Raw genomic sequence first — 21,797 nt, forward strand, 5'->3', positions numbered from 1 at the left:
GGACTCCGGGCGCTGCGCGGAGTTCTCGAGCTTGCCCGGGAGTGCAAAAAGTGTCAGTGGGGTCGGTTTGAATGGGAACATGAGTTCGATATAAGCTCCACCCGGGTACGCCGAGGCCGCGGCGGCGCTGCGGCATGTTCATGAGCAGGAGACCGCGATCGAGGTCGCGAAGCTGATCGCGGTCGCCGCGATGTGTGATCGGTATCAGGTCGATGACTCCGTGATTGTGGAGGGGTGTGAAGAGACCATGGTCTACGGCGCCGACGGCACCCCCGCCCTGGGCGCGTTCCTGTCCCTGGAAGTCGCGGGGATCCTCCAGATCAGCGACAAGACCGCCGGCACCCTGATCGCCGAAACCCTGAACCTGCGGCACCGCCACCCGTTGTTGTGGGAGGCGGTCCTGGCCGGCCGGGTCCGGTCCTGGCCCGCCCGCCAGGTCACCTGGAAAACCAAAGAGCTGTCCGCGGAGAAATGCCGGGGCCTGGACCGACAATTGGCGGCCGCGCTCGCGCACCAGAACCCGCAACGGGCTCTGCTGACCGTGGATCGGCTGGTGCTGGCCGCCGATCCCGACCTCGCTGAACAGAAAGCCCGCCAGGCCGCGCGGGCCCGGGACGTCCGTGTGTTCGGGATCATCGATGGTCACACCGACGTGTGGGGCCGCCTCGACCCCGGCGACGGTGTCGCGCTGGACGAAGCCCTCGCCCGGATCGCGTCAGCCATCCCCGTATCCGAAGGTGACCACGGACAACGGCGCGCGAAAGCGCTCGGCTGGCTCGCGCGGAACGCGAACGGCGAAACCGTTCCCGACTACCTCCCGCTGGGTGATGATGAGGCGTTCGACCGACTCGAAGCCGCCGCCACACAGCAGGTGCTCGGACAAGGCCGTCGGCTGCGGGGTGGGCGCAGCGCCGAACTCGTCATCCACCTGACCGGCACCGTGACCGGGTGCTCCTGCCAACAGACCACCGGAGACGAACAACAGGCCGGGACAGGAGCCACGCAGGCAGGGGCCGGGATCGAGTTGAGTCCGGTCGCCCGGATCGACCGCTACGGCGCCGTCCTCACCGAACACTTGGCGGGAATATTGGCGGGGTGTCGGGCCCGGGTGAACCCGATCCTCGACACCGCCGACGTCGTACCCGTGGACAGCTACCAGATTCCGGACCGGATGCGCCAGATCCAGGAGGCACGCAACCCGAACTGTGTGTTCCCCTACTCCGGGATCTCCAGCCGGTACTGCGACCTGGACCACACGATCCCGTTCGATCACCAGGCCCCACCCGGGGCCGGGCAGACCAGCCTCGCCAACACCGCACCGCTCAGCCGCAAAGCCCACCGCGCCAAAACCCACGCCGGCTGGCAGCTCGACCAACCCGAACCCGGCATCTACCGCTGGCAATCACCGGCCGGCTTCGAATACACCGTCACCCCCCACGGCACCATCGCCCACCCGGCCCCCACGCGGGACCAGCAAGCAGCCGCCTGACCACACCCCACGAGCCCACACCCCGCCGGCACCCGCCAGCGGGGCCCGCAGGCTGCCTCGGTCCGGCCTAACCGCGGTAGGCCTCCAGGCGTGCGGGATCCCAGACTCGGCGGGCAAGTTCGAGCACGAGGCCGCGCCGCTCTTGCTGCTCTGCCTTCCCGAACTCGTGGTAAGGGCGGAACCCCAGGTGTTCGCGCTCGATGAAAGCCGCGAACTGGGGCTGATGGTGATAGGCCGCCTCGGTCAGGCTGGCCGCGTACAGATTCTGCTTGGCGTAGTGCGGGGCCTTCTTGTCGAACGGCAGGTCCTGATAACTACGGTTGACGTCGGCCGGGAGCAGCAACAGTCCGCCGATGTGGTTGCGCCACTCTTCGAAGTCCTGGCGTGTCGGGCACTGGTCGGCGTACCGGTCATAGCGGTTGGCCCAGATGTGTTCGATGTCCCACGGGTTGCTCAACGAGCGATCCACCAGTCCCTCAAAGGGGTCGGGCCGGCCCGATTCTCGCTCGGTATACGCAGTCAGACGCGCGAGCAAATGGTAGATGTAGCGCCTGCTGAACTGATTGAGGCGCAGATCCTTGATGCCCTCGCGCCGACGACTGGGACTGCCGTCCAGCGACACGTCGGTCTCGTCGAGATCAAGCTTGGCTCGCAGGGTGTCGATGAGTGCCGGCAGTGACTTGCCGCGGATGTCGCGACACAGTGACCACATGGCATAACTCACATTGGAGTAGCCGACCCTGATGTAGTTCACCGTCCGTCGCATCACCCAGATGTCGAGATAGGTTGCGGTGGCCGCAAGCTTGCGACGAACCGTTTCTTCATCATCACCGACGTTGAGTGGCGCCAACAAGACGGTGCTCTGCCACGTGAAGTCGTTGTGAGCGTTGTAGAAGACTGGTTCCAGACCGGGCTGATAGGTGCGACTGGCGTCCTGGATCAAGCGGTAGGCGCGGGCAAAGAACGGGACTTCGCTCGTCATTAGATTCAGATTCCGGTCGGCGTCACCGACTCCGATCGATTCGGCATTGTCTCGAACCCAGCGATGGAAAGCCGAGCCGATCAGTTCCCAGTCGCGATCGGTGGCACCGGCCCGGCGGTCCCGGATCGAGTTTGCGTACTTCGCCCGAAGCCAAGCCTTCACGAAGGTGGCATCTCGCTCGCGGTCCGGCTCCGGACCCCACGAGATCAGGTCCAGAACGGTCCTCTTCCACACTCGGTTTGCGTTCGCCCGGTCCGCGGAATCGTCAATGGTGGCCAGGAGGTACGCCTTGAGCATGTCCACGGGGCTTAGTGGCTTGCCCCGGTCGTTCATCGTCTCGAAGATCGCGTAGGCGTGCGCGTCACTTGCCGTCGAGATCTCGATCAGCCCGACATTGCCGATCAGCCAGTAGATGAAGGTTTCCAGACCCTCCCCGAGTTCCTCGGCCGGGTCGAGATCCACTATGTCCTGGTAGCGAGACACGATGGTTTGGATCGACTCATCCTTCCCGGTCGCGTCGTACTCCTCCCCGTTGAAAAGGGCTCGCAGGACCGGTACCCGTTCGGTGATGTCGAGGTTGAACTTTCGTTCGCCATAGTCGTCGGAGAAGATCAGTGGCTCGATCGTGGCGGTCACCGGCAACTCGCGTTTGCGCGCTTCGCGGTACAGGTAGATGAGCAGCAGCGTCAACGAGGTGACTCGCTGCTGACCGTCCACCAGGTAGTTCTTGGTGCCACGTTGCGTCACGATGATCGACCCGAGGAAGTAGTCGCCGTATTCGCTCGCGGCTTTCGGGAGGTCTCCGGGCCGATGAAAGGCGGCGAACTTCGAGAGCAGGTCGGTGATCAGCTCCTCGACGTTGGCGCGTTCCCATTTGTACTCGCGCTGATACTCATCGATCGCGAACGACCTCGTCTGCAGCAGACCTTTGACCGTCACGTAGTGCGGCGTAATGCTCATGAAGCCATCTCCTTCAACTCAGGTCAGCAGGCGCGCCCCGGGAACCGGGCCCTTGACTCGGCGCACGGATCCGGCGACCGCATCGGCGCGCAGCCGGGCGGCCAACTCGACCGCATCGTCCTCATTGCGACTCAGGAATGCACAGGTGGGCCCGGACCCGGACACCAGCGCCGCCAGGGCGCCGTGCTCCAACCCGGCATCCAGCGTCTGCTGCAGCGCGGGATCCAGGCTGACCGCCGCTGCGGTCAGGTCGTTGCGCAGGTGCGGGGCGACCGCGACGGGGTCTCCCCCGGCCAGCGCATTCAGCAATCCGGTCGGCATCGCCAGGTCACACCCGGCCGGTTCCAACTCATCGAAGCGCCGGTACACCGCCGGCGTCGACAGCCCGCCCGCGGAGATCGCCAGCACCCAGTGCAGTCCCCCACGGCTCAGCGCCGGCACCACATCGGCACCCCGCCCGGTCCCGATCGCGGTCCCGCCGAGCACCGAGAACGGCACATCGCTGCCCAACTCCGCGGCCACCTCGGTCAGTTCGGCCACATCGGCATCCAGGTCCCACAGCACCGAACAGGCCAACAGCGCCGCCGCCGCGTCGGCCGACCCGCCCGCCATCCCGCCGGCGATCGGGATGGCCTTCTTGATCGTCATCCGGACCCCCAGCGGCTCCCCGCCGGCGAACCGCTGCGACACCAGGCGGGCCGCCCGGACGGCGAGGTTCCGATCGTCGGTCGGCAGCTCCTGCGCCCCCTCGCCGGTCATCGTCAACTCGCACACACCCGGCTCGGCTGCCTCGGCGGTGAGTTCGTCGTACAGCGACACCGCCTGAAACACGGTGGTCAGCCGGTGGTACCCGTCGTCGCCGAGCGCCCCTACACCCAGGTGCAGGTTGATCTTGGCCGGCACCCTGACCCGGACGGTACTGATCGGCTTGTCCACGGGGCCAACCTAGTGCACCCTCGGGAATACCAACCCCGCCCGGGGTGTTCTGCTCGGCGTACGCATTCCCATCGCCCGCGTACGCCAACGAACCAGGAGGACCGATGGCAACCGTGGATCTGACCGCGCAGACGTTCGAGGAGAAGGTCAACAAGGACGGGATCGTGCTCGTCGACTGGTGGGCCGCCTGGTGTGGCCCCTGTCGCCAGTTCGCCCCGGTCTTCGACAAGGCCTCCGAGAAGCACGAGGACATCACCTTCGGCAAGATCGACACCGAGGCCGAGCAGCTGCTCGCCGGCCAGGCGCAGATCACCTCGATCCCGACCCTGATGGCCTTCCGCGACGGCATCCTCGTCTACCGCGAGGCCGGCGCCCTGCCCGGCCCGGCGCTGGAGCAGCTGATCGACGCCGTCCGTGAGCTCGACATGGACGAGGTCCGCGCCGACATCGCCAAGGAGAAGGCCGCGGAATGAGCCTCAGCCGGGCAACTGCTCGGCGATTCGCGCGTACGCGGTGACCTCCAGCGTCTCCCCGCGCGCCTGCGGGTCCACCCCGGCTGCGGTCAGCGCCTCGCTGGCCGCGGCCGAGGACCCGAACAGCCCGGCCAGTGCCGCCCGGAGCATCTTGCGTCGCTGCGCGAAGGCGGCATCGATCACCGCGAACACCTGAGCCCGGCTCGCCGTCGTCGCCGGCGGCTCCCGCCGCGCCAGATACACCAACCCCGAATCCACATTCGGTACCGGCCAGAACACCGACGGCGGCACGGTCCCGACCCGGCGCGCCTCGGCGTACCAGGCCAACTTCACCGACGGTACGCCGTACACCTTCGACCCCGGCCGGGCCACCAACCGGTCGGCGACCTCCAGCTGCACCATGACCAGCCCGGTCCGCAGACTGTCGAAGGACCCCAACAGGTGCAGCAGCACCGGCACCGACACGTTGTACGGCAGATTCGCCACCAACGCGTTCGGCAGCGGCTCGGGCAACTCGGTCACCGTCAACGCATCCGACTCGATCACCGTCAACCGGTCCGCCGCCTGCGGCGCCCGCTCGGCCACGGTGATCGGCAACTGCCGCGCCAACGCCGGATCGATCTCGATCGCGGTCACCGCCGAGACCGCCTCCAGCAGCCCCAGGGTCAGCGACCCGAGCCCGGGCCCGATCTCCAGCGCCACATCCGTCGGCTGCAACTGCGCCAACGCCACGATCCGCCGAACCGTGTTCGCGTCGGTGACGAAGTTCTGCCCCTTCTGCTTGGTCGGGCGCAGATCGATCCGCTCGGCGTACGCCCGCACCGCCCGCGGGTCCAGCAAGCCACTCATCGGTTCTCCCACTGCCCCAGCCGGACCTGATCCGCGTACGCCCGGCGTTCCCGGCGCCGCCCGGACCCACTGGGACCGTCGTCCCCGGGCCGACCGAGCGCGATCACCCCGACGCTGAGCTGCTGCGCCGGCACCCCGAAACGCTCCCGAACCGCATCCTGCCGCTGCGGCGGAATCCCGAAGAAGCAGGCCCCCAACCCGGACGCGGTCGCCGCGAGCACCACATTCTGCACCGCCATCCCGGCATCGACCCACCAGTACGGCGCGCTCCACGGCTGTTCCTCACCGTCCCAGCCACGGCCGGGAGCGGACTTGTCGGGTTCGGCGTACCGCTGTCGGTACGCCTGCTCCGAGGTCCACACCAGGATCAGCCAGGGCGCGGTCCGCATCCCGTCCAGCCACGGGTTGCTCGCCCCCGGCTCCGCACTCACCGTCCAGAAGGCGTCCACCTGCGCGTCCGACAGCAGCAGAAAGCTCGTCCCCTGGGTGAATCCGGCCGACGGTGTGTACCGGCCCAGATCCACCAGCGCGGCCACCTCCGCCGCCGGCACCGGATCCGCGGTGAACCGGCGTACCATCCGCCGCCGCCGGATCAGGGCCGCCAGCCCGTCCGGATCCGACAGGTTCACCAGGCACCCCCGAAGGCGGCGTGCGCGTTGACGTACAACGCGGCGCAGACGGTCTCGAGGTCCTCGCCCCGGGTTTCGGCGATGAACCGGGCGGTGTGCGGAATCAGGTGCGGCGCGTTGGGTCGCCCCCGCCACGGCACCGGCACCAGATAGGGCGCGTCGGTCTCGACCAGGATCCGATCCAGCGGCGCGATCCGCAGCGCCTCCCGCAGGTGTTCATTGGCCTTGTAGGTGATCGGCCCGGCGAAACTGAGCCAGGCGTTGCGATCCAGACACTGTCGCGCGAACTCGGCGTCCCCGGAGAAGCAGTGCATCACCACCCGATCGGGCACCCCGGCGGCATCCAGGACGGTCAGGATGTCGGCGTGCGCGTCCCGGTCGTGGATCACCAGCGCCAGGCCCCGCTCGCGGGCGATCGCAATGTGCGCGCCGAAGGCATCGCGTTGGCGCTGTTGCGCCGCCGGGTCCGGGGTCCGGTAGTAGTCCAGCCCGGTCTCCCCGACCGCCCGGACCCGCGGCGCGGTGGCCAGGTGATCGATGTGATCGAGGGCATCGGCCAGCTCAAGCGCGCCGAGCCGGGCCACCTCGTTCGGGTGGATCGCCACGGTCGCGACGACCTCCGGATGGGCCTGGGCCACCTCGACCGCCCAGCGCGCCGAGGGCAGGTCACAGCCGACCTGGACCAGCCCGGTCACGTTGACCCGACTCGCCTGCGCGATCGCGTCGGTGGCCGGCAGCCCGGTCATTTCGGTGACCGAATCGAGATGGGTGTGGGAATCGATCACCGGATGCGGCAACGGCTCGGGCAGCGGCGGCAGTTCCTTCTCACTCACGCGCACAGCCTAGGTGACTCAGCCGCGCCGGGCGTCCAGCACGGCCTGGTACAGGGCGTTGCGGGCCACCCCGGTGCGTTCGGCCACCTCGGCGACCGCCGGTTTCAGTTTCGTCCCGGCGGCGATCAGTTCCTGCACCTCCTCGACCGCGGCGGCGGGATCCGCCTCGAGCGGCGTGGCCCCGGCGATGACCACGGTGATTTCGCCGCGGGCTCCGCCCACCGCCCAGCCGGCCAACTCCGCGAGCCCGCCCCGGCGTACCTCCTCATAGGTCTTGGTCAGTTCCCGGCACACCGCCGCGGGCCGGTCGGCCCCCAGCGCGGCCGCGGCATCGGTGAGGAACTCGGCGAGGCGGTGCGGCGCCTCGAAGAACACCATCGTGCGTTCCTCGGTCGCCAGCTTCCGCAGCCGCCGGCTCCGTTCGCCGCCCTTGCGCGGCAGAAACCCTTCGAAGGTGAACCGATCCACCGGCAGCCCGGAGACCGCCAGCGCGGTCAGTACCGCCGAGGGCCCCGGCACCGCGGTCACCCGGATGCCCGCGGCCACGCACGCGGCCACCAGCCGATACCCCGGATCCGATACCGACGGCATCCCGGCATCGGTGACCAGCACCACGCGCTGCCCCGCGCCGAGTTCGGCGAGCAGTTCGGGCGTACGCGCGGCCTCGTTGCCCTCGAAGTAGGACACCACCCGCGCGGTGGTGACCAGTTCCAGCCGCTGCAACAATCCCTGCAACCGGCGGGTGTCCTCGGCCGCGATCAGGTCCGCCTCGCGCAGCGTCTGCCGCAATCGGGGTGAGGCATCCGCGACGTCCCCGATCGGGGTCCCGGCCAGAATCAGGACCCCGCCGGGCTCCTGGGGAACCGTGTGCTGCATCCGGCGATCCTTCCCGTGTGCTGATTTCGAGTCCGGGAGGTAATCCGCACCGTGGTTAGGATGGCCCCCGTGATGAGCGCCCCGACAACCACGCCGCCACCCGAGACCGCGTTGCGGCCCAAGACTATGGGCAGTGAGCTGAACTCCTGGCTGGTCACCATCGGCATTGTCGGCTTCGCGTTCATCCTGCGGCTGGTCAACCTCGGCCGCCCCGCCAACCTGGTCTTCGACGAGACCTATTACGCCAAGGACGCCTGGTCGCTGCTCCAGTACGGCTATGAGGGCAGTTGGGCCGACGACTCCAACGCCCGCATTCTGAACGGGGACCTGAGCGGCCTCTCCCCCGATCCGTCCTTCATCGTCCACCCCCAGCTCGGCAAATGGCTGATCGCCGCCGGCGAGGCCCTGTTCGGGATGAACTCCTTCGGCTGGCGGTTCATGCCCCTGGTCTTCGGCTGCCTGCTGATCCTGTTCACCATCCGGGTCACCCGCCGGTTGTCCCGCTCGACGCTGATCGGCGCGATCGCCGGGCTGCTGCTGACCTTCGACGGCCTGGCCTTCGTGATGTCGCGGATCGCGCTGCTGGACATCTTCCAGGCCTCGCTGACGATGCTCGCGGTCTGGTTCCTGTTGATGGATCGCGACTGGTACCGAACCAGGCTCGCCAACTACCTGCGCGACCACGGACTGCACAGTCTGAACGGGCAGCTCGGCCCGATCTTCTGGTTCCGCCCCTGGCGCCTGGCGGTCGGGATCACCTTCGGTCTGGCCATCGGCGTGAAATGGAACACCGCGGTCCTGCTGGCGGCGTTCTCGGTGCTGTCGGTGCTGTGGGACTACGGGGCGCGTCGGCTCGCCGGAGCCCGGATCCAGGCCTGGCCCGGCGCCCTGATCGACGCGGCAATCGCCTTCGTGCACCAGGTGCTGGTCGCCGTCGTGGTCTACGTGCTCACCTGGTGGAGCTGGCTGACCACCAGCGGCGGCTACGACCGCCACACCAACGCGAACCCCCTGCTGGCGCTGCTCAAGTACCACGGGGAGATCTGGGCCTTCCACAACGGCGACTTCATTCGCGGCGCGACCCACACCTACGACGCGAAACCGATCGGCTGGCTGGTGATGGCCCGCCCGATCGGCATCGACGCGGTCAACGACATCCAGCCCGGCACCGACGGCTGCCCACCCGGCGGGGAGAACTGCCTGCGGGTGATCACCGGCATGGGCACCCCGGTGCTGTGGTGGATCGGGGTGTTCGCCCTGGCCGCGGCGATCGTGCTGTGGCTGCTGAACCGGGACTGGCGCTTCGCAGTGCCGGTGGTGGGCCTGTTCGCCGCCTGGCTGCCGTGGTTCCCGAACTCCGAGCGGCCGGTGTTCTTCTTCTACGCGATCATGATGATCCCGTTCACCTGCATCGCGATAGCCCTGTGTCTGGGGGCACTGATCGGCAGACCCGGCGGGCCCCGACGGGTGGCCGGCGCGATCACCGCCGGGGTGGTGCTGGCGCTGGTGATGCTGAACTTCGCCTTCATTTACCCGATCCTCACCGACCAGTTGCTCACCTATTCGCAGTGGCGGATGCGGATGTGGTTCGCATCCTGGGTCTGATCCTTTAGGTTGGCAGATGAGGATCGACTAGAGGGGGAACCCGGTGACATTGAAGTTGCGCAGCTTGCTGGCGCTGCCGCTGGTCGCGAGCCTGCTGGCGACCGGTTGCACCAGTGCCGCGGACCAGGGCGAAACGAACACGACTCCCCTGCCTGCGGTGGACGTGAACGCTCGGGACCGAGATGCCCTGCAGACCGGCGGTGAGCTGCGGCTGGCGGTGACCGCGTTCGGGGCCACCCTGAACCCGCTGGCGCCCAACCGCAACACCGAGCTGGACGAGGTCCGCCAGGCGGTGCTGCCCTTCCTCTTCCGCAGCGACAACGCCGGCCTGCCGCAGCCGAACAACGCGTTCCTGGAGTCGGCCAGCGAGACCACCGACAACCCGACCACGGTCACGTTGAAACTGAACCCGAACGCGAAGTGGGGCGACGGCGCCCAACTGTCCGCCAACGACGTCGCCGCCACCCTGCAGGCCTGCACCCAGTCCGGCTACAGCTGCCGCACCGACCTGCCGCTGAACAAGGTCGCCTCGGCCAAGGCCGCCTCGGCCACCGAGGTCACCCTGACCTTCAGCGACACCCAGCCCGACTGGCGGCGGATGCTGGCCGAGATCCCGATGCTGCGCCAGGACTCGGTCAAGGACGCCGCCACGTTCAACACCGGCTGGACCACGCTGCCCAAGGCCTGGAGCGCCGGCCCGTTCGTGGCCGATGACTGGGCCGCCTCCGCCTCGAGCCTGTCGGCGTCGGCGAACCCGATCTGGTGGGGTCAGAAGCCGCTGCTCACCCGCCTGGGCGTACGCAAGGTCGAGGCGGAGAACCGGGCCTCGGCGTATCAGCGCTTCCAGATCGACGCCCTGCGGATCGCGAGTCGCGACGCGTACGCCACGGCCACCAAGGTGCCCGACACCGTGGTGCGCCGGGCCACCTCCACCACCTCCCGCTCGCTGCTGTTCAACCTGCAGTCGACCAGCCCGGGCAGCGACCCCGCCGTCCGTTCGGCGATCGCCCGGACGTTGGACCGCTCCCAGGTCGGCACCGTGGCCAACCCCGATCTGGGCTTCACCGCCGCCCCGCTGAACAGCAACGTGTTCCTGAACGGCCAGTCCGGCTACGTCGACAATGCCGCCGCGCAGAAGATCGAACGCAATCTGGATACCGCCCGCAAGGCCTTGGAGGACGCCGGCTGGAAGCGGCAGGGCGACGGCGCCCGGGCCAAGGACGGCCGTCGCCTCGAGCTCCGGCTGACCCGGGTCAGCGGCAACCAGGTCTCCGAGCTGGAGGCCAACGAGATCCAGCGGCAGCTGTCCGCGGTCGGCATCGTGGTCACCATCGACGACGTGACCGCCGCCCAGTACAACGACGGCTCCGCGCTCAGTGCGGGCCAGTACGACATGATCGTGGTGGCCCGGACCCAGACCGGTTCCCCGTACGCCGACCTGACCCAGACCTGGCACACCGACGCCAAGCAGAACTACGCCCGGTTCAGCAACCCCGAGATCGACGCGCTGCTGGACCGGATCGCGACGACCTCCGAGCAGAACCAGCGGGAGCAACTGGCGAACCAGATCGACCAGCAGTTGTGGACGATCCTGCCGCAGATCCCGCTATACCAGACCCCCGAACTGACCGCGACCAAGTCGCGGCTGTCCGGGTACGGTTCGCGCGGGCTGGCCGACATCGTCTGGGAGAACGTCGGCACGATGAAGTGACGGCTCAGCCGCGCTTGGGGAAGGGGGTGATCCGGTTCAGGTCGAGCTGGTAGCGGGTCCGCCCCCACACCGCGCGGAAGACCGCCGAGGCGCGCGGGAAGCGGATCGGGCTCCACGGCAGGTGACCGACTCCGGTGCCGGTGAGATGGTCGTGCAGTTGCAGGGCGCCCGCGGTGCCGGCCGACAGTTCCCAGACGTCGAAACCGGTGGCGGCCAGCAGGTCCGGCGTCCCGTTCACCCCGACCAGCGGGAGCGCCTCCAGGGAGGCGGCCGCCTTGGCCTGCCAGTGCCCGACGATCTTCGAGCCCGGGAAATGGGACGCCACCCACTCGACCCCGGAATCCCGCCGCGAGCCGACCAGCAGCTTGCCCTGCCAGGGCACCAGCAGCCGGCCGCTGTCATCCAGGTCGAACCGCATCCGGTCCGGCAGTTCCTCGACCTCGACCCGCAGCCAGTTCCAGGTGGCCGGATCGATCCGGTGCCGCAGGCCGAGACGGTCCTGCGCCGGCGGGTACGCCGTGGTGCTGACCAGCGTCCGGGCGGGCACCGGCTTGGTCTCCAGAATGCCGCCGGCATCGGTGAAGGACTGGGCCAGATGGTCGCGGTAGGCAACCAGGTCGATCACCGCCTGATCGTCGAGCACCAGTTCCGGGCGGATGTCGTACTTCAGCACCGGCGTATCGTCGAACTCCGGCTCCAGCCCGCAGGCGCGCATCGCCCGGGCCTCGTAGCGCAGCCAGAACGCCTCGTGCCCGTCGGCGGTGTAGGTCGCCATCGGCATCCGCTCGATCGCGACCCCGGCCTGCGCCACCTCACCCAGGACGAACTCGATCCCGCGGCGGTTCTGCTCGGCATAGGTCGCCGCCGCCGCGGCACTGCGCCACCGGGTGATGTGGTGGTACTGCAGTTCCTGGTTCATCGTCAGCACCCCGGCCGGCAGCCCTTCCTGCTGACCCAGCGGCAGGATCGGGTCGATCACCGCCACCTTGCGACCCGATCGCGCCTGCAGCAGCCCCAGGGTCAGGCCGGTGATGCCCGCCCCCCAGATGCCGAGATCGAGCTGTGCGGTGCGGTCGAGCATGGTGCGTCCTGACTGTCGAGGCCTGGTTACCGGATATTCACCGGCGCACTCCAAACCCTATCGGCTAGGCCTTGCTCCGCACGAAAATGCCGGGGTACTCCCGCACCAGGCCCTTCATATCCACCGTCAGGACGCGGTGGAAGTCCGAGGACAGCGATTCATAGCGGTACCGGTCCAGGCTGAGCCGGGTGTAGCGCTGCGGATCGGGGGTCACCGCCAGGTCCGGGACACTCACGTACGCGGTGACGATCTCCGCGCTCTGCCCGGGCAGCAGCCGCAACCGTCGGATCGGGAGGGAATTGGTCAGCGGGGAGGCGGTCAGATCGAGGTCCTGCGCCTCGACCAGGTCGGGCCGCTCGGTCCCGTCGATCCACCAGGTCCCGTCGCGGCGTTCCACCTCCAGCCCCAGGCCGCCCACGGTCAGCGACAGGGTCCGGAACTCCCAGCCGGGAGTTGCGGTCAGGATGTACCTGCAGGTGCCGAATGCGTCGGCCTCGATCTCGCTGTGGACCCGGACACCCTCGGCGTCCTCGGTGACCCGGCAGCGTTCCACGATCGGCTCCAGCATGCCCCGCCAGACAATCTCGGTCTCGCTCATTGCGCCAACCTAGCCCACGTCCTCCTCGGTCGGGTCGGCGACGGTCGTCCCCCGAGCGCCGATCGACCGAATCGGCCGATCGGCGCCCGGAGTACCGGGATCAACGCCGGAGGTGGCGCAACTGATTGATCCGCTCCAAGTGACCGGCCGCGACCTCGCCGTTCATGGTGTAGCGGACGGGGCACTCGTTGGACTGCAGGGCGCGATCGGGCCACTCGGGCGCGGTTCCCAGCAACTCGTCGATCGGCGGCACGTACGTCGTGGTGAGCGAGTGCAGGACCTCACCGACGATCTCCTGCTCACCCGACCGCGGTCCCTGGAAGCGCACGCGGAAGGTCTTCCACTCCGGATCCGCCATGGGGTCGACGTCGATACTGCCCGGCTCACTCGCGTCACCGGGCATCAGCATGCCCTCGGTGACGACCAGCGGCTCGAAGTCCGTACCGTCGTTGTGCACGAAATAGCCACCGGTCGAGGAATTTCCGGCGATCCGGGCCGCCATCAGCATCAGCGCCCGGCCGTCGTCGAAGATGCAGTTGACCCAGGTAGCGGTCTCCAGCACCGCGTGCGTCCGCGATCCGTACGACCGGTCGCGGATACCGACCCCGTTGAAATCGGTTTCCTGATCGCCCCAGGCCAGGTGACCGTCGTAGCGGGTGGACTGGATGTAGAACTCTCGCGCCAGGCGGGGATCAGTCACTTCCTTGGCCAGCGAGGCGCCGCCGGCGGTGGTGGACCAGAAGGGTCCGGCCGCCGTGGTGGTGAACTCGAAGCGAACCGGCACCGGCTGACCGGGCTGATGCAGCCCCTCCAGCAGCGCGGTCCGGGTGGTCAGCTCCAGGGCGCCGTCGAACTCGATCCGCCAGGACCGCATCGGCTCGATGCTGGTCACCTGCAGCGGGCCGGTGCCGGGGCCCGTCTTGGTCGCCGAACGACCGCGGGTGTGGGTGACCAGCACCTGATCGTTGGGCAGCCCCACCTCCACCGACGCCTGCCACAGGCCGGGCGCGCCGATCACCATGGCGAAGTGGATGACGAAGCTGATTCCGCGGGCACCATCGTGCCCGAAGAAGAAGAAGCCTTCGGTCCAGTTCTCCACGTCGACCGGGGTGTGGACCAGATCCTCGTTCGGGTCGAGGTCATAGGGATTGAGGGTGAATTTCGACTCGGACACGTGCTCTCTCCTTGAGATCGTGAAACGAACCAGCCATCGCAAAGATTGCAATTTTTCGGGACGTACAACGACATACCGAATACGACTTTTCGGTCGCCGGCCTCCTTGCCGGATCGACCATGACTGGTGTCCTTGGAAGCTAGCAGCGGCCAAACCGCCGGGTCAACCGTTATTTCGTATTAAAGTCCGATACCTCGGCTAGATACTGCACCGTGTGCAGCAAAGATTTCTTCCGTAATTTCGTGACATACCGTGAGGCTTCGGCTAGGTTCGACGTCAGTCACCCTCCCCGAGCACACCGTCGTGCTCCCCCATGAATCGAGACATGCATGAGCGTTGACGAAGCATCCATCCCGGAGACCACCGCGATCGTGATCGGCGGCAGCATCGCCGGCCTGCTGGCAGCGGCCGCGCTGGCACCGCATTTCGCCCGCGTGGTCGTCCTCGACCGCGACGAACTCCCCGAATCCAAGAAGTACCGCTCCGGTGTGCCCCACGGGTACCAGTTCCATGGGCTGAGTGTGGGTGGCCGGTTGGCCATGGAGGCCCTGCTCCCCGGATTCACCGACGCCGCGGTCGCCGAGGGCGCACCCCTGTTCGACACCTCCGCCGAAACCCGGTTCGCCACCAAGTGTGGCTTCCTGCCGCGCCAGCCGTCCTCGATGCGAACCCTGACCGCCTCCCGGCCCCTGCTGGAGGCAATCACCCGCCGGGAGACCAAGAAGATCGACACTGTGGAGTTGTGGGCCAACACCGCGGTCGAGGGCCTGGCAGCCACCGACGGGACCGTACACGGAGTGCATTACCGGGGCGCTGACTCTGCCGGTCTGCTCGAGGCGGCCCTGGTCGTGGACGCCAGCGGTCGCGCCTCGCAGGCTCCGAAATGGCTGGAGGAGGTGGGCTACTCGGCTCCGGTGGAGACGGTCATCAACGCGCGCTGGGGCTACTCCACTGCCTATGTACGCCCGGAACCGGCCTTTTCCCCCGACTACGGCGCCCTGTACGTGCTGCCGACCTTCACCGGCAGCGACCCCGCGGCAACCCGCGGCGGCGCCACCTGGAAGCAGGAGGGCGGGATCTGGGGCATCACCGCCCAGGGCTGCGCGGGAGATCTTCCCCCCTCCGATGAGCAGGGGATTCGGGAGTGGTTCGTCTCCATCGGCGCAGATGAGATCGTCACCCTGATGGACCGCGGCGAGTTGGTCTCACCGGTGCAGGCCTGGCGCAACACGGCGAATCGGCTGCGCGACTTCGCCGCGCTGACGCGGCGCCCGGAGTCGTTCATCGTGCTGGGCGATGCCGTCGCAGCGTTCAATCCGATCTACGGGATGGGCATGGCCACCGCCGCCATCGGAGCCAGCATCCTGGGGGAGGTGCTGACCGAGTGGCAGGCCGACTCCCGCGGCAGTTACGCGCAGGGTTTCGCCGAGCTGTTCCAGAAGCGGCTGGACACCTTGATCCAGAGCAGTTGGAGCTCCTCCACCGGAGCCGACCGCCAGATTCGCGGCGTGAAAGTGAATGGGGTGGAGGCCGAGGACATGGGACCGACGCCGGAGTCCGAACTGATGGACCGCGTGCTGGCTCTGGCCGTGGAGGACGTCGACGTGGCGGCCAAGTTCATGGAGAGCAGGCAATCGGTCCGCGGGCCCGAATGGCTGGCCGACCCCGCGCTGCAGGCCCGCATCAGGGCCGACTGGGACCGCCTCGGCACCGTCCGCCGCAACGGCTGGGAGGACTGACCCGGCCTGCCCGGAACCGGGTCCCCACGCAAGACTAAGGTGCTGAGCAGGGCACGACTCAGGAGTGGGAATGCGGATCGGAATACCTCGGCGGACCGGGGATGACCAGGCGATCGTGGCAGCCACACCCAAAAGTGTCGGGCAGCTGATCAAGCTCGGCTATCGGGTCGCGATCGCTTCCGGCGCCGGGGATCGGGCCCACTTTCCGGACAACCAGTACGCCGATGTCGGGGCCCAGATCGTGCCGGGCGAGGACGCCTGGGACTGCGATGTGGTGGTCACGGCGTACCCACCCGAGCCCGAGCAGGTCGCCGCGCTGCGCCCGGGCAGCACGCTGGTCGCCCCGTTGGCCCCGGCCCGCTCCCCCGAACTGGTCGAGCAACTGGCCACCCAGCAGGTCACCGCGCTGGCCCTGGACGCCGTCCCGCGGATCTCCCGGGCGCAGGCGTTGGACGTGCTGTCCTCCCAGGCCAACGTGGCCGGGTACCGGGCGGTGATCGAGGCGGCCGGGGTCTACGGCGGCCTGATGAACGGACAGGTCACCGCGGCCGGCAAGGTCTCCCCGGCGCAGGTGTTCGTGATCGGTGCCGGGGTCGCCGGGCTGGCCGCGATCGGGACCGCGGTCAGTCTGGGGGCCGAGGTCCGCGCCTTCGACGTGCGGCCCGAGGTCGCCGAACAGGTCGAATCGATGGGTGCGAGTTTCGTGCACCTGCCCGAGGCCGTCGACGAACAGGCCTCCACCGACGGGTACGCCACCGAAATGACCGCCCGGCAGGAGGCGTTGACCGCCGGGCTGTACGCCGAGCAGGTCGCCCGGGCCAACATCGTGATCACCACCGCGCTGGTGCCCGGCCGCCCGGCGCCGAAACTGATCACCGCCGAAATGGTCGCGGCGATGAATCCGGGCAGCGTCATCGTCGACATGGCCGCCACCACCGGCGGCAACTGCGCCCTGACCGTGCCCGGGGAGCAGGTGATCACCGAGAACGGGGTGATCATTCTCGGCTGGACCGACCTGGCCGGACGACTGCCCACGCAGTCCTCGAAACTGTTCGGCCGCAACGTGGTCAACCTGATGAAGCTGACCACCCCGGCCGCCGACGGTGAGTTCGTCCTGGACAGCGCCGACCCGGTGCAGCGCGGGATGACCGTGGTGAAGGCCGGGGAGGTGACCTGGCCGCCGCCACCGGTGCAGGTCTCCGCGGCTCCCCCACCCGCCCCCGTTGCGGCCCCGGCCGAACCTGCCGAGGACCCGGCCGAGACCGCCGCCCGGCGCCGCCGGCGTACGCTGTGGGCCGCTGCCCTGGCCGGGGTGCTGTTCCTGCTGATCGGCAGCTTCTCCCCGGCCTCGCTGCTGGGACATGCCACGGTGTTCATCCTCGCGGTATTCGTCGGCTTCTATGTGATCTCCAGCGTGTCCCACTCCCTGCACACCCCGCTGATGGCCGAGACCAATGCGATCTCCGGGATCATCATGGTCGGCGCCCTGCTGCAGATCGGGTCGGGGAAGCTGTCGGTCACGATCATGGCGTTCGCGGCGATCCTGATCGCCTCGATCAACGTCTTCGGCGGCTTCGCGGTCACCCGGCGGATGCTGACGATGTTCCAGAAGGGCGATCGCTGATGCTCCCATCGCTGGTGCAGACCGCGTACATCATCGCGGCGGTACTGTTCGTGCTCGCCCTGGCCGGACTGTCCCGGCACGAAACCGCAAAACTCGGCAATGCCGCCGGCATGGTCGGCATGGTGATCGCGATCGCCGCGACCGTGGCCGAGGCGTTGCGGTCGGCCGAACGCGGACCGGTGGTCACCGGGGTGCTGATCCTGGTCGCGGTGCTGATCGGCGCCACGATCGGGCTGTGGCGCTCCCGGACCGTCGAGATGACCGGGATGCCGCAGCTGATCGCGATGCTGCACTCCTTCGTCGGCCTGGCCGCGGTCCTGGTCGGGGTCGGGTCCTTCCTGGACACCGCCCACAGCGACCTGGCGCACCGGATCGAGGTCGCGATCGGCGTCCTGATCGGGGCCTACACCTTCACCGGGTCGCTGGTCGCCTTCGCCAAACTCTCCGGCCGGATGAAGTCGAAGGCGCTGATGCTGCCGGGCCGGCACGTGCTCAATCTGCTCGCGCTGATCGCCGCGATCGGGTGCACCGTCTGGTTCGCGCTCGCCCCGCAGTTCCCCTTCGGTCTGATCGCGCTGCTGGCGATCGCGCTGCTCGGGTTCGCGCTGGGCTGGCACATGGTTGCCTCGATCGGCGGCGGGGACATGCCGGTGGTGGTGTCGATGCTGAACTCCTACTCCGGCTGGGCCGCGGCGGCCGCCGGGTTCATGCTCGGCAACGACCTGCTGATCATCACCGGCGCCCTGGTCGGGTCCTCCGGCGCGATCCTGTCCTACCTGATGTGCCAGGGAATGAATCGGTCCTTCGTCTCGGTCATCCTCGGCGGCTTCGGGGAGGGCACCGGCGGGGTCCAGGAGGATCGCGACTACGGCGAATACCGCGAGACCAGCGCGCCCGAGGTCGCCGGTCTGCTGGAGCGGGCGCGCACCGTGGTGATCACCCCGGGCTACGGGATGGCGGTCGCCAAGGCCCAGGGACCGGTCGCCCAGCTCACCCAACTGCTCCGCGATCGCGGGGTGAGCGTACGCTTCGGCATCCACCCGGTCGCCGGACGGCTGCCCGGCCACATGAACGTGCTGCTCGCCGAGGCGAAGGTGCCCTACGACATCGTGCTGGAGATGGACGAGGTCAACGACGACTTTGCCGACACCGATGTCGTACTGGTGATCGGCGCCAACGACACCGTCAACCCGGCCGCGCTGGAGGAACCGCACTCCCCGATCGCCGGGATGCCGGTGCTGGAGGTCTGGCACGCCCGCGAGGTGATCGTGTTCAAACGCTCGATGGCCGCCGGGTACGCCGGGGTGCAGAACCCGCTGTTCTTCCGCGACAACACCCGGATGCTGTTCGGGGATGCCCGCGAGCGGGTTCAGGACATCATCAAGGCCCTCTGACCCTCAGGACGCGGTGCCCCGTCGGCGCACCAGCCGGTAGCCGACGCCGACGGCGTACATCACGATCCCGGCGAGCACCGACTGCCAGGGCAGGGTCACCACCAGCAGCCCGCACAGCGCCGCACCGCCGACCTGCACCCAGCGCGGGTACCGGCGATGCTCGCCGGACTGCCGGTACGCCGCCAGATTCGCCACGGTGTAGTAGAGCAGCACCCCGAAACTGGAGAAGCCGATCACCGACCGCAGATCGGTGAACGCGACCAGCACACACAGCACCACCGCAAGCAGCAGTTCGGCCCGCCGGGGCACCTGATACTTCGGATCCACGTGCGCCAGCACCTGCGGTAGGTCCCCGTTGCGGGCCATCGCCAGACTCGTCCGCCCGATCCCGGTCATCAGGTTCAACAGCGCCCCGGCCGCGGCGATCGCCGCCCCGATCGCGACCAGCACCGGCCAGCCGCCGCTCAGCCCGGCCAGCCGGACGGCCAGTTCCAGCGGCGCGGTGGTCGAGGCCAGCAGCTGCGGGCCCAACTGGGTCAGCAGCACCACCGCGACCACGGCATAGACCACCGCGGCCCCCAGCAGCGCGATCACGATGGCCCGCGGAATGGTCCGCCGGGGCTCGATCACCTCCTCGCCCATCGTCGCGATCCGGGCGTACCCGGCGAAGGCGAAGAACAGCAGGCCCGCCGACTGCAGGACCTGGTACGGACCGACCGGGCCGATCGGTGCCCCGGCGTCGGCGGTCGGCAACTGCGGCGCCAGCAGGGTCACCACCACCACGTACGCCAGCACCGCCAGCACGATCACCACGATGATCCGGGTCAGCCGCGCGGTCCGGGTCACCCCGAAGGCGTTCACCGTCGCCAGGATCAGCACCGTCGCGATCGCGATGATCCGCTGCAGCAGCGGCTGCTCGGGGGCCAGGTAGGCCCCGACGGTAAGCGCGATCGCCGCGCAACTGGCGGTCTTGCCGATCACGAACCCCCACCCGGCCAGGAAGCCGGGCCATTCGCCGAGCATCTCCCGGCCGTACACGTAGGTGCCGCCCGAGGTTGGGAACTGGGCCGCGAGCTGGGCCGAGGAGGTCGCGTTGGCGAAGGCGACCACGAGCGCCAGGGCCAGCCCGAGGAGCAGCCAGGCCCCGGCGACCCCGGCGGCCGGGGACCAGACCGCGAAGACGCCGGCCCCGATCATGGAGCCGAGACCGATGAAGATCGCATCGCCGAGACCGAGTCGGCGGGACAGAGAAGGAGTCGTCACCGGATGAAAGGTAGGGCGGCAAGGTTACCGATAGGCTGACGGTCCTTGACCGGAAGAAATTCTCCGTGACCGGAAGGTGCGCTCGTGGCTATCGAGATCGAACGCAAGTTCGCCATCACTGCGGAACAGTCGTTGCCCGATCTGGCCGGCGTGGCCGGGATCGAGCAGGTCGGCGATCCGCGGGAGCATCAGCTGTCGGCGACGTATTTCGACACCCCCGACCTGCTGCTGGCCCGCAACCGGATCACCCTGCGCCGCCGCACCGGGGGGACCGATGCCGGGTGGCACCTGAAGCTGCCCCAGGCCGACGGTGCCCGGCTGGAGGTGCACGAACCGATTCTCGCCGATTCCTCCCCGCTGCTGGTCCCGGCAGCGTTGCGCGGCCGGGTCAGTGACCTGATCGGGTACGCCGTGCTGGTCCCGGTCGCCCAACTGCTCACTCGGCGCATCGAGCGCGACCTGCTCGGCGCCAATGCCCCGGTGGCCCTGCTGTGCGACGATCACGTGACCGCGGTGAGCAACGGCGGGCGCCGGTCCTGGCGCGAGCTCGAGGTCGAACTGACCGGCGCCGGCGCGCCGGCGCTCCTCGACGGGGTCGCCGCAGCGTTCGCCGAGCACGGCATCCACCCGGCCGACTCCCCGTCCAAGCTGGTGCAGGCGCTCGGTCCGCTGCTGCCCGCGGCGGAGGAGAAGCGGGAACTGTCCCGCAAGTCCAGCGCCGGCGCGGTGCTGCAGGCCTACTTGGTCGAGCAGATCGGGGTGATCCAGGGCCGCGCGGCGGAGGTGCGCGCCGACGAACCGGACGCGGTGCACAAGATGCGGGTCGCCACCCGGCGGTTGCGCAGTGCCCTGCAGACCTTCTCCCCGCTGCTGCGCCCCGACGCGGCCCGACCGCTGCGGCTGGACCTGAAGTGGCTGGCCGGTCTGCTCGGCGGGCCCCGGGATGCCGAGGTGATGCGCGATCACCTGCTCGGTCTGCTGCCCGAATTGCCCGAGGCATCGGTGGTCGGGCCGGTCGCCGAACGGCTGACCAGCGAACTGAACGGGGCCCATGACCGGGCCCATCGCGATCTGGTCGAAGGGTTGGATTCGCCGCGTTATCGGAATCTGGCCGAGGCCCTGGTCGGCGCGGCGGTGTCCCCGATCACCTCCGAGGCCGCCGATGCCCGGGCCAAGGGCGTCCTCCCGCCGCTGCTGGAGGCAACCACGAAGCGGGTGGTCCGGCAGTGGCACAAGGCGCAGAAGGCCACCGGATCGCCGCGGCTGCACCGGCTGCACGAGACCCGCAAACGGGCCAAGGCCGCCCGGTACGCCTGCGAGGCGGTGGCCTCGGTCTTCCCCGACGCCGGCAAGCTGGCCGGGGCGTGGACCCAGGTGACCGAGTCGCTGGGCACCGTGCAGGACGCGGTGGTCACCGGGGAACGCCTGGTCGAACTGGCCGCCGCCGCGGCCGCCGCCGGTGAATCGACGTTCACCTACGGGGTGCTCTATCAGCGGGAGCTCGAGCGGGCCAGCGCCTCGCAGGACGACGCGAATACGGCCATGGCGTACGCGCAGAAGCTTTCTGCGGCAACCTGGTGA

18 protein-coding genes are annotated in these 21,797 nt (G+C 68.8%); 8 read left to right on the forward strand and 10 right to left on the reverse strand.

Annotated features, from left to right (window positions below):
• Window positions 1-190 precede the first annotated feature (190 nt).
• Window positions 191-1,489, forward strand: a complete 1,299-nt coding sequence (locus tag G531_RS0116155) for a DUF222 domain-containing protein (protein WP_026928024.1) — start codon at window positions 191-193, stop codon at window positions 1,487-1,489.
• 67 nt (window positions 1,490-1,556) lie between these two features.
• On the opposite strand, the gene G531_RS0116160 is transcribed toward G531_RS0116155, so the two are convergent.
• Window positions 1,557-3,431 (reverse strand): DUF262 domain-containing protein, encoded by a 1,875-nt coding sequence (locus G531_RS0116160; RefSeq protein WP_026928025.1) that lies wholly within the window; start codon window positions 3,429-3,431, stop codon window positions 1,557-1,559.
• Between the two features lie 18 nt (window positions 3,432-3,449).
• The gene (locus tag G531_RS0116165) at window positions 3,450-4,367 is read right to left on the reverse strand and encodes a 4-(cytidine 5'-diphospho)-2-C-methyl-D-erythritol kinase (RefSeq protein WP_026928026.1); all 918 of its coding nucleotides are present in this window, start codon (window positions 4,365-4,367) and stop codon (window positions 3,450-3,452) included.
• A gap of 104 nt (window positions 4,368-4,471) precedes the next feature.
• On the opposite strand from G531_RS0116165, the gene trxA reads away from it, so the two are divergent.
• On the forward strand, window positions 4,472-4,840 hold the full coding sequence (trxA, locus tag G531_RS0116170) for a thioredoxin (protein WP_026928027.1): 369 nt from the start codon (window positions 4,472-4,474) through the stop codon (window positions 4,838-4,840).
• 3 nt (window positions 4,841-4,843) lie between these two features.
• On the opposite strand, the gene rsmA is transcribed toward trxA, so the two are convergent.
• The 4 genes from rsmA to rsmI are packed head-to-tail and all read right to left on the reverse strand — an operon-like array spanning window position 4,844 to window position 8,027.
• Complete coding sequence (gene rsmA / locus G531_RS0116175) at window positions 4,844-5,689, reverse strand: 16S rRNA (adenine(1518)-N(6)/adenine(1519)-N(6))-dimethyltransferase RsmA (protein WP_026928028.1); 846 nt, start codon at window positions 5,687-5,689, stop codon at window positions 4,844-4,846.
• Window positions 5,686-6,318: a nitroreductase family protein gene (locus tag G531_RS0116180; RefSeq protein ID WP_026928029.1), complete on the reverse strand. Its 633-nt coding sequence runs from the start codon at window positions 6,316-6,318 to the stop codon at window positions 5,686-5,688. Before G531_RS0116180 ends, rsmA begins: the two co-directional genes overlap by 4 nt.
• Window positions 6,315-7,157, reverse strand: coding sequence for a TatD family hydrolase (locus G531_RS0116185; RefSeq protein ID WP_211221884.1), 843 nt, complete (start codon window positions 7,155-7,157; stop codon window positions 6,315-6,317). The genes G531_RS0116180 and G531_RS0116185 overlap by 4 nt, the downstream gene beginning before the upstream one ends.
• Before the next feature lie 12 nt (window positions 7,158-7,169).
• Window positions 7,170-8,027: a 16S rRNA (cytidine(1402)-2'-O)-methyltransferase gene (gene rsmI, locus G531_RS0116190; protein WP_026928031.1), complete on the reverse strand. Its 858-nt coding sequence runs from the start codon at window positions 8,025-8,027 to the stop codon at window positions 7,170-7,172.
• A 126-nt stretch (window positions 8,028-8,153) separates the two neighbouring features.
• On the opposite strand from rsmI, the gene G531_RS0116195 reads away from it, so the two are divergent.
• A complete protein-coding gene (locus tag G531_RS0116195) occupies window positions 8,154-9,632 on the forward strand; it encodes a dolichyl-phosphate-mannose--protein mannosyltransferase (protein ID WP_026928032.1) in 1,479 nt (492 codons plus the stop codon).
• Window positions 9,633-9,675: 43 nt separating this feature from the next.
• Window positions 9,676-11,343 (forward strand): ABC transporter substrate-binding protein, encoded by a 1,668-nt coding sequence (locus G531_RS0116200; protein WP_081684199.1) that lies wholly within the window; start codon window positions 9,676-9,678, stop codon window positions 11,341-11,343.
• Window positions 11,344-11,347: 4 nt separating this feature from the next.
• Here the strand turns inward: G531_RS0116200 and G531_RS0116205 are convergent, their stop codons facing one another.
• From G531_RS0116205 to G531_RS0116215, 3 genes are all read right to left on the reverse strand, one after another.
• Entirely contained in the window at window positions 11,348-12,424 is a 1,077-nt protein-coding gene (locus G531_RS0116205) for an FAD-binding oxidoreductase/lyase (RefSeq protein WP_026928034.1), read from the reverse strand.
• Window positions 12,425-12,488: 64 nt separating this feature from the next.
• A complete protein-coding gene (locus G531_RS0116210) occupies window positions 12,489-13,022 on the reverse strand; it encodes a putative glycolipid-binding domain-containing protein (RefSeq protein WP_026928035.1) in 534 nt (177 codons plus the stop codon).
• Between the two features lie 100 nt (window positions 13,023-13,122).
• Window positions 13,123-14,196 carry a hypothetical protein gene (locus G531_RS0116215; protein WP_026928036.1) on the reverse strand — a complete coding sequence of 358 codons (1,074 nt, stop codon included), beginning with the start codon at window positions 14,194-14,196 and terminating at the stop codon, window positions 13,123-13,125.
• A gap of 329 nt (window positions 14,197-14,525) precedes the next feature.
• Here G531_RS0116215 and G531_RS23370 point away from each other — a divergent pair, with 329 nt between their 5' ends.
• The 3 genes from G531_RS23370 to pntB all read left to right on the forward strand — a co-directional run bounded on the left by G531_RS23370 (window position 14,526) and on the right by pntB (window position 18,953).
• Window positions 14,526-15,935, forward strand: a complete 1,410-nt coding sequence (locus G531_RS23370; RefSeq protein ID WP_051215622.1) for an NAD(P)/FAD-dependent oxidoreductase — start codon at window positions 14,526-14,528, stop codon at window positions 15,933-15,935.
• 70 nt (window positions 15,936-16,005) lie between these two features.
• On the forward strand, window positions 16,006-17,559 hold the full coding sequence (locus tag G531_RS0116225) for a Re/Si-specific NAD(P)(+) transhydrogenase subunit alpha (RefSeq protein WP_026928037.1): 1,554 nt from the start codon (window positions 16,006-16,008) through the stop codon (window positions 17,557-17,559).
• Window positions 17,559-18,953 (forward strand): Re/Si-specific NAD(P)(+) transhydrogenase subunit beta, encoded by a 1,395-nt coding sequence (gene pntB, locus G531_RS0116230; protein ID WP_026928038.1) that lies wholly within the window; start codon window positions 17,559-17,561, stop codon window positions 18,951-18,953. The genes G531_RS0116225 and pntB overlap by 1 nt, the downstream gene beginning before the upstream one ends.
• A gap of 3 nt (window positions 18,954-18,956) precedes the next feature.
• Here the strand turns inward: pntB and G531_RS0116235 are convergent, their stop codons facing one another.
• The gene (locus G531_RS0116235) at window positions 18,957-20,216 is read right to left on the reverse strand and encodes an APC family permease (RefSeq protein WP_026928039.1); all 1,260 of its coding nucleotides are present in this window, start codon (window positions 20,214-20,216) and stop codon (window positions 18,957-18,959) included.
• 84 nt (window positions 20,217-20,300) lie between these two features.
• Here G531_RS0116235 and G531_RS23375 point away from each other — a divergent pair, with 84 nt between their 5' ends.
• Window positions 20,301-21,797, forward strand: a complete 1,497-nt coding sequence (locus tag G531_RS23375; RefSeq protein ID WP_035759416.1) for a CYTH and CHAD domain-containing protein — start codon at window positions 20,301-20,303, stop codon at window positions 21,795-21,797.

The sequence above is a fragment of the Granulicoccus phenolivorans DSM 17626 = NBRC 107789 = JCM 15570 genome (genome assembly GCF_000423085.1).
GTDB lineage: Bacteria > Actinomycetota > Actinomycetes > Propionibacteriales > Propionibacteriaceae > Granulicoccus > Granulicoccus phenolivorans.